Source organism: Myxacorys chilensis (assembly GCF_059505265.1).
Genome location: NZ_JCACKG010000158.1, coordinates 1 through 5,356 on the forward strand (window position 1 = coordinate 1; position 5,356 = coordinate 5,356).

Sequence of the window (5,356 nt, forward strand, 5' to 3'; positions counted from 1 at the left end):
GATGCGCTGCACTGCCAAAAAAACGCTGCACCAGATTGTCAAGCAAGGCAACGATGGGTGCATCCCAGTTATGTAGCAAGTAGAAATACTTAACAAATCAGTTGAATTCGCTTCACTATGCTAGAGGTACTCAACTGAATCCTTCAGGATACTGCTCATGGATGCCGATAAACTCCAACAAATTCAAGCCCATGCTCGTGCGATTGCCGCGTTACTGTATGACGAAACCACACCCGAACAATTGACCACATTAGAAGGCATTGAAACTGCTGTGCGCGGACATATCCTGGAGCATGCCAGTCCAGAAATCGCTCATTTTTTATCGCAACAGCAAGTGAGACAACCAGTGGGCGACATCGGCAACTCAAAAGCATTCTTGGGAACATCAATCTCAGCGAAAAGCAAGCGAAAGTCCTCCAAGTCAAAGCCCGAACCCAATTAAGTCCTTACCTAGAAAAATGCTGCCTCCTGGTGAGTGCCAATGTCTCCTACGAACGCTGCGCCCAAGATATTCCTATTCTGACTGGAATGGCTGTATCCCGAGGAACCCAACAACGCTTAGTACACCGGCAAACCTTCGAATTACCAATGGTGGATGAAGCGGTTGAGGAAATCAGTATTGATGGCGGTAAAGTTGGTTGTGTCGCAAAGATTTTAAAGTAACAAACGAATCAGTCTCGTTTGTATTGTTTTAAGCATTCACCCCAAAGAGTTCATTGATAAATTTTGCTTGAGATACATTATCCCCTTGACTAATTTCTTTCACTTGTCCTTTGCGAACCATATTCATGGCTTTAATTCCTCGCAATGTCCTTCTCGCTGTACTGAACGACTGAAATCCCATCATCGGCTTCACAATCCGCTTCACGTTCCGATGGTCTTGCTCGATCATGTTGTTCAAGTACTTGCTCTGTCGTAATTCAGTTCCAGCTTTCAATGTTTTGTCTTGCTTCAACTCTTCTACAGCAACTGGATAAGCCGCGTTTTTATCCACCGTGATCACTCGGGGAGTTTGAGTGTGTTTCGCTCCCAACACTTTACGAAAAAAGCGTGCCGCCGCCTTGCCATCCCGCTTCGCACTCAGCATAAAGTCCAACGGGTTGCCCGCCGAATCCACGGCTCGGTACAAGTATTTCCACTCGCCTTTCACTTCGATGTACGTTTCGTCCACTCTCCACGAGTCATTCGTCGGATTCAGAAACGGACGAATGCGTTTGTCTATTTCTGGGGCGTAGCTCAACACCCAGCGATTGATTGTAGAATGTGTTCGCTTCGCGAAGCTCCGTAGGACACCACTTCGACGCCTCGCTCCGCCATCATTTCCTCCAAGTCTCGATAGCTGAGGGAATAACGACAATACCAGCGCACATTCAGCAAGATGATTTCAGGCAAAAAGTGCCGCCATTTGAACAGGGAATCAGTCGTCATTTGAAACAAGGCTAGAGAAAATTGAGCTTCCACACCTTACCATTTTTGCGACACAACCATCGATTTCGGTGAGCCTTTTCATTCTGATGCTCGATCGAGATCAAGTCAAACTTGGAGATGAGTCATTGTTTGATAAATCAATTAGTTGGGCTTGAACACTCATATTCTTGACGTACAAACAAGCAATGGAGATGGGCAGCTTAAACCGTCTTGGTCCTGCACTACCTGGGTTTAGAAAAAGTACGTCTTCACGTTCCTCAATGATAGGTTTATGAGAATGTCCGCTGATTACGACTTGAATACCTGCTGTTTTTGGGTCAAGATCTAGATCCTTAATGATGTGTAAAAGGTGAATTGAGACATTCTTGATCGCAAATGTTTCTGATTCTGGAATCGTTCGTGCCCATGCTCCTGTGTCGTTGTTTCCTCGTACTGCAACGACTGGAGCAATGAGGCTGAGTTCTTCTAGAATTTCTGGCTTACCAATGTCTCCTGCATGAAGAATCAGGTCAGATCCTTTGAGCGCCTGGATCGCTTCTGGGCGTAATAGACCATGCGTGTCAGAAATCACGCCAATTTGAGTTCCGATTTGTTGTTGCTGTTTGCGACTCACCATGCTGAAAAATCGATATAGTCTGACTTTGTTTAGCATTATTGACTAACGCGATCGCTATTGTAGCTCTGAAGTTAGAGCAGCAATTCGTACTCAAGGCACATTTATTTGAAGGATGCTGATGACCCAACAATTCCTATCATGAGATCCCTGTATTCCGTTCTTGCTCGGTTTGAAGACGATCTTGCTCCTCACGCAACCACTGCTTAAGCTGTTCTTCAGACGGTAAAGCAACAAGATAGCGCGACACAAATAACTGGCTATCCATTCCCGCTGTTGCATAATGCACCTCCTCTGCATCCTTTTCTGAACACAGCAGAATTCCAACGGGCGGGTTTTCATCAGGGAAAGCGACCTCTTGTTTGAGGTAATTGAGATACAGATTCATCTGTCCAGCGTAACCGGGTTGGAACTCACCAAGTTTGAGATCGATCGCAACTAAACACCGCAATCGTCGATGGTAGAATAATAAGTCTAGAAAATAATGGCGATTGGCAACCGTAACTCGAAATTGCCGTTCGATAAAGCAAAAATCGCGCCCTAACTCGTGGAGAAACTGTTGTAAGTGATCGATTAGGGCTTGCTCTAAGTCAGATTCATTATAAGCTGCGCGTTCTTTGAGTCCTAAAAATTCTAGAACATAGGGATCTCGCAAAATCGTTGAGGGGCTGTCAATTAAACGCCCCTCTTCGGTCAATGCCATTACCGCAGCTTTGTCTTTAGAAAGTCCAATCCGCTCGTACAGCATACTGCTGATCTGATGCTTCAATTCACGAAGTGACCAGCTACTCTTCAAGCATTCCAACTCATAAAATGCTCGCTTTAGCGAATCATCAATGCGGCAAAGCTCCATTAGGTGTGACCAGGCAATAGTCCGAAACAAGCGGGCGTAGTAGGCTTCATCCTGCCAAGGAAGAGCATTCATTTCAGGAATGCGGGCTTCAAGCGAGGGAAATTCAAATGCAGAAGTTTCAGAGAGATCAGCGAGTTGGGTACTGGCTGAGAAAACTCTGCAATTCTGCTTCCACAGCTTGAGCAATAATTTGCTGTGCGCCACTCCGCACTAACTCTGTTAACACATCTGTAAACGTTTCTGTTGACTCTGGCGTTTTGAATTCAATCAAGTTATCGTTGTTCATGATGTATCTCCCGTCGATGTTTTTTGTCTTTCAGCAGGATACGCCTTTTTTCTCCTTATTTTCCATACACCAGATCAAAGCATAGCTCCTGTGATGTTGCAGTGGACTTGATGCCAGGAGCTAGAGCGGTTGACGATTGAGTGAGACTTCGTAGTATGAAATCAGACGTGTATCGCGAACGAAAAAGCCTTGAGCCAAGTTATCGTTGATCGAGCCATCAGAATCAGAAGCGGTGACGAGAAATGACGAGCCATCATTGATCACGATTTGCCCTGAATTGACGGTGACTTTCGCGGGCATCCTTTATGCCTCCAATGAATTTATATAATCGATCGCACGACACCGCCATCAACCCGCAGAGATGCACCATTAATCGCAGACGATAATGGGCTAGCGACAAATGCAACCAGTGCCGCTACTTCTTCCGGTATCGCGAACCGTTTGATCAGCGAAGATGGACGGATATTCTCGAAGAACTCTTTCTCTACCTGTTCGGGTGTAATGGATTGGTCTTTTGCCAATCCTTGAATAAAGCCTTCGACACCTTCCGATCGAGTAGGACCCGGAAGCACTGCGTTGACGGTAACACTGGTGCCAACGGTGGTTTCTGCCAAACCACGGGCAAGTGCGAGTTGTGCCGTTTTTGTGACACCGTAGTGAAGCATTTCCGATGGAATATTTAGGGCAGACTCACTGGAAATGAAAATAATGCGTCCCCAGTTCTTCTTTAGCATCAACGGTAAATAATGTCGCGAGAGCCGCACTCCGCTAATGAGATTCACTTCTAGAAATTTCATCCACTCGCTATCGGAGATTTCTTCAAAAGCTTTAGAGGCGAAAATTCCTAAGTTGTTGACCAGAATATCCACCTCTGGAACTCGCTCAAACAATTCTGAAGCACCTGCCTGGGTTCCGAGATCTGCAACCACACCTTGAAGTTTGGCGTTCGTCACAGTTTGTTTAATGTGAGCGATCGCATTGTTCACTCGTTCCGTTGTGCGTCCATTAATAATGACCATTGCGCCTTCTCGGGCGAGGGCAGTCGCGATCGCCAATCCAATACCCGCTGTAGAACCGCTGACCAAAGCCGTATGATTTACCAGTTTAAGTTCCATCTGGAGTTTGTTCCTTCAATTGAGATCAAATCAAACGATGTCCACCATCTACATGCAGCACTGTTCCCGTGGTGTAACCGTTTTGCATCAAAAACAAAACGGCATCTGCTAAATCATGCGGTTGACCGATGCGCCGGGTTGGTAACTGTTTACCCAGGTTCTCAAACAGTGCCTTGCGCTCTTCCTCTGGCATATCATTCCAAGATGGTGTTTCCACGACTCCTGGTGAAACGACGTTGACGCGAACGGGAGCAAGTTCAACCGCTAGAGAGCGGGCAAATGCTGCCAAAGCTCCGTTCGCCGCTGCCACCATTGATGCACCCGGCATCGGCTTCCAAGCAGCCACTCCAGAGAAGAACGTGATGGAACCCTCTTTACTCAAGCGGGGAGCCGCGTGTTTGACGGCGTAAAATGGTCCGAGAATTTTGCTAGCAATAATAGCTTGAGCGGCTGTGCTGTCAAACTCTTGAATTGGTGCATAGGCTAAATTAGCGGCAGTTGTGACGAGGTGATCCAACATACTCACTTGCTCGAATAGATTAGCAATTGCACGCTCATGTGCAATGTCTGCGGCGATCGCATATGAATCATATCCCACGTCTGCTGCGGCTTTTTCAAGAGATGCAGAATTTCGCCCGACTAATGTTACCTTAGCGCCTGCCTCTGCTGCGGTTTTGGCAATGGCTAAACCCATCCCAGAACTTGCTCCGATAATGACAACTTTCTTCCCCGAAAGTGACATAACTGTGCTTCTCCTTTGAATTTCTGATTGATTTTTGGGTGACTTAAGAGCAGTGTGCATTTTCAAAATCAATTACTCCAGTGAAGATAGTTATCTTAAGAGGACGTTTGAAAAGCTTTGGGAAGGTGAATTATGCTGCCAAACGTTTGAGCATGATACGGATCAGGGCAAGGTAGATAAAGGTCTCTGAGGTTTCGGGTAACAGCTCATAGTCCCGGACTAATCGACGACAGCCCATCAGCCAACCAAAGGTCCGCTCCACCACTGTCTGGTGTCAATTACAAAGACCGCTTTATTGAATCAAATTTCTTCTCCTTTT

The 5,356-nt window shown here is 46.3% G+C and carries 5 protein-coding genes and 4 pseudogenes; 1 reads left to right on the top strand and 8 read right to left on the bottom strand.

The window, feature by feature from the left end; all coding sequences use genetic code 11:
* Window positions 1–157: 157 nt before the first annotated feature.
* A pseudogene (locus AC5JLB_RS12355) lies at window positions 158–636 on the top strand (ISKra4 family transposase); the annotation flags it as partial.
* A gap of 55 nt (window positions 637–691) precedes the next feature.
* Here AC5JLB_RS12355 and AC5JLB_RS12360 read toward each other — a convergent pair.
* From AC5JLB_RS12360 to AC5JLB_RS12395, 8 genes and pseudogenes are all read right to left on the bottom strand, one after another.
* Window positions 692–1,428: pseudogene (locus AC5JLB_RS12360) on the bottom strand (IS6 family transposase).
* A gap of 100 nt (window positions 1,429–1,528) precedes the next feature.
* Window positions 1,529–2,044, bottom strand: a complete 516-nt coding sequence (locus AC5JLB_RS12365) for a metallophosphoesterase family protein (RefSeq protein ID WP_495874130.1) — start codon at window positions 2,042–2,044, stop codon at window positions 1,529–1,531.
* A 136-nt stretch (window positions 2,045–2,180) separates the two neighbouring features.
* Window positions 2,181–2,966, bottom strand: a complete 786-nt coding sequence (locus tag AC5JLB_RS12370) for a PDDEXK nuclease domain-containing protein (protein WP_495874131.1) — start codon at window positions 2,964–2,966, stop codon at window positions 2,181–2,183.
* 67 nt (window positions 2,967–3,033) lie between these two features.
* A pseudogene (locus tag AC5JLB_RS12375) lies at window positions 3,034–3,180 on the bottom strand (IS256 family transposase); the annotation flags it as partial.
* Window positions 3,181–3,300: 120 nt separating this feature from the next.
* Window positions 3,301–3,480, bottom strand: a complete 180-nt coding sequence (locus AC5JLB_RS12380) for a glycogen debranching N-terminal domain-containing protein (protein WP_495874132.1) — start codon at window positions 3,478–3,480, stop codon at window positions 3,301–3,303.
* 20 nt (window positions 3,481–3,500) lie between these two features.
* Window positions 3,501–4,295, bottom strand: a complete 795-nt coding sequence (locus tag AC5JLB_RS12385) for an SDR family NAD(P)-dependent oxidoreductase (RefSeq protein ID WP_495874133.1) — start codon at window positions 4,293–4,295, stop codon at window positions 3,501–3,503.
* Window positions 4,296–4,320: 25 nt separating this feature from the next.
* The gene (locus AC5JLB_RS12390; protein WP_495874134.1) at window positions 4,321–5,037 is read right to left on the bottom strand and encodes an SDR family oxidoreductase; all 717 of its coding nucleotides are present in this window, start codon (window positions 5,035–5,037) and stop codon (window positions 4,321–4,323) included.
* Window positions 5,038–5,167: 130 nt separating this feature from the next.
* A pseudogene (locus AC5JLB_RS12395) lies at window positions 5,168–5,302 on the bottom strand (transposase); the annotation flags it as partial.
* Window positions 5,303–5,356 lie beyond the last annotated feature (54 nt).

What these genes read in the sequence shown, in the direction of transcription:
- AC5JLB_RS12370 (WP_495874131.1), bottom strand. Translation starts at nt 2,966, where the DNA reads ATGAATGCTCTTCCTTGGCAGGATGAAGCCTACTACGCCCGCTTGTTT.
- AC5JLB_RS12385 (WP_495874133.1), bottom strand. Translation starts at nt 4,295, where the DNA reads ATGGAACTTAAACTGGTAAATCATACGGCTTTGGTCAGCGGTTCTACA.
- AC5JLB_RS12390 (WP_495874134.1), bottom strand. Translation starts at nt 5,037, where the DNA reads ATGTCACTTTCGGGGAAGAAAGTTGTCATTATCGGAGCAAGTTCTGGG.
- AC5JLB_RS12365 (WP_495874130.1), bottom strand. Translation starts at nt 2,044, where the DNA reads ATGGTGAGTCGCAAACAGCAACAACAAATCGGAACTCAAATTGGCGTG.
- AC5JLB_RS12380 (WP_495874132.1), bottom strand. Translation starts at nt 3,480, where the DNA reads ATGCCCGCGAAAGTCACCGTCAATTCAGGGCAAATCGTGATCAATGAT.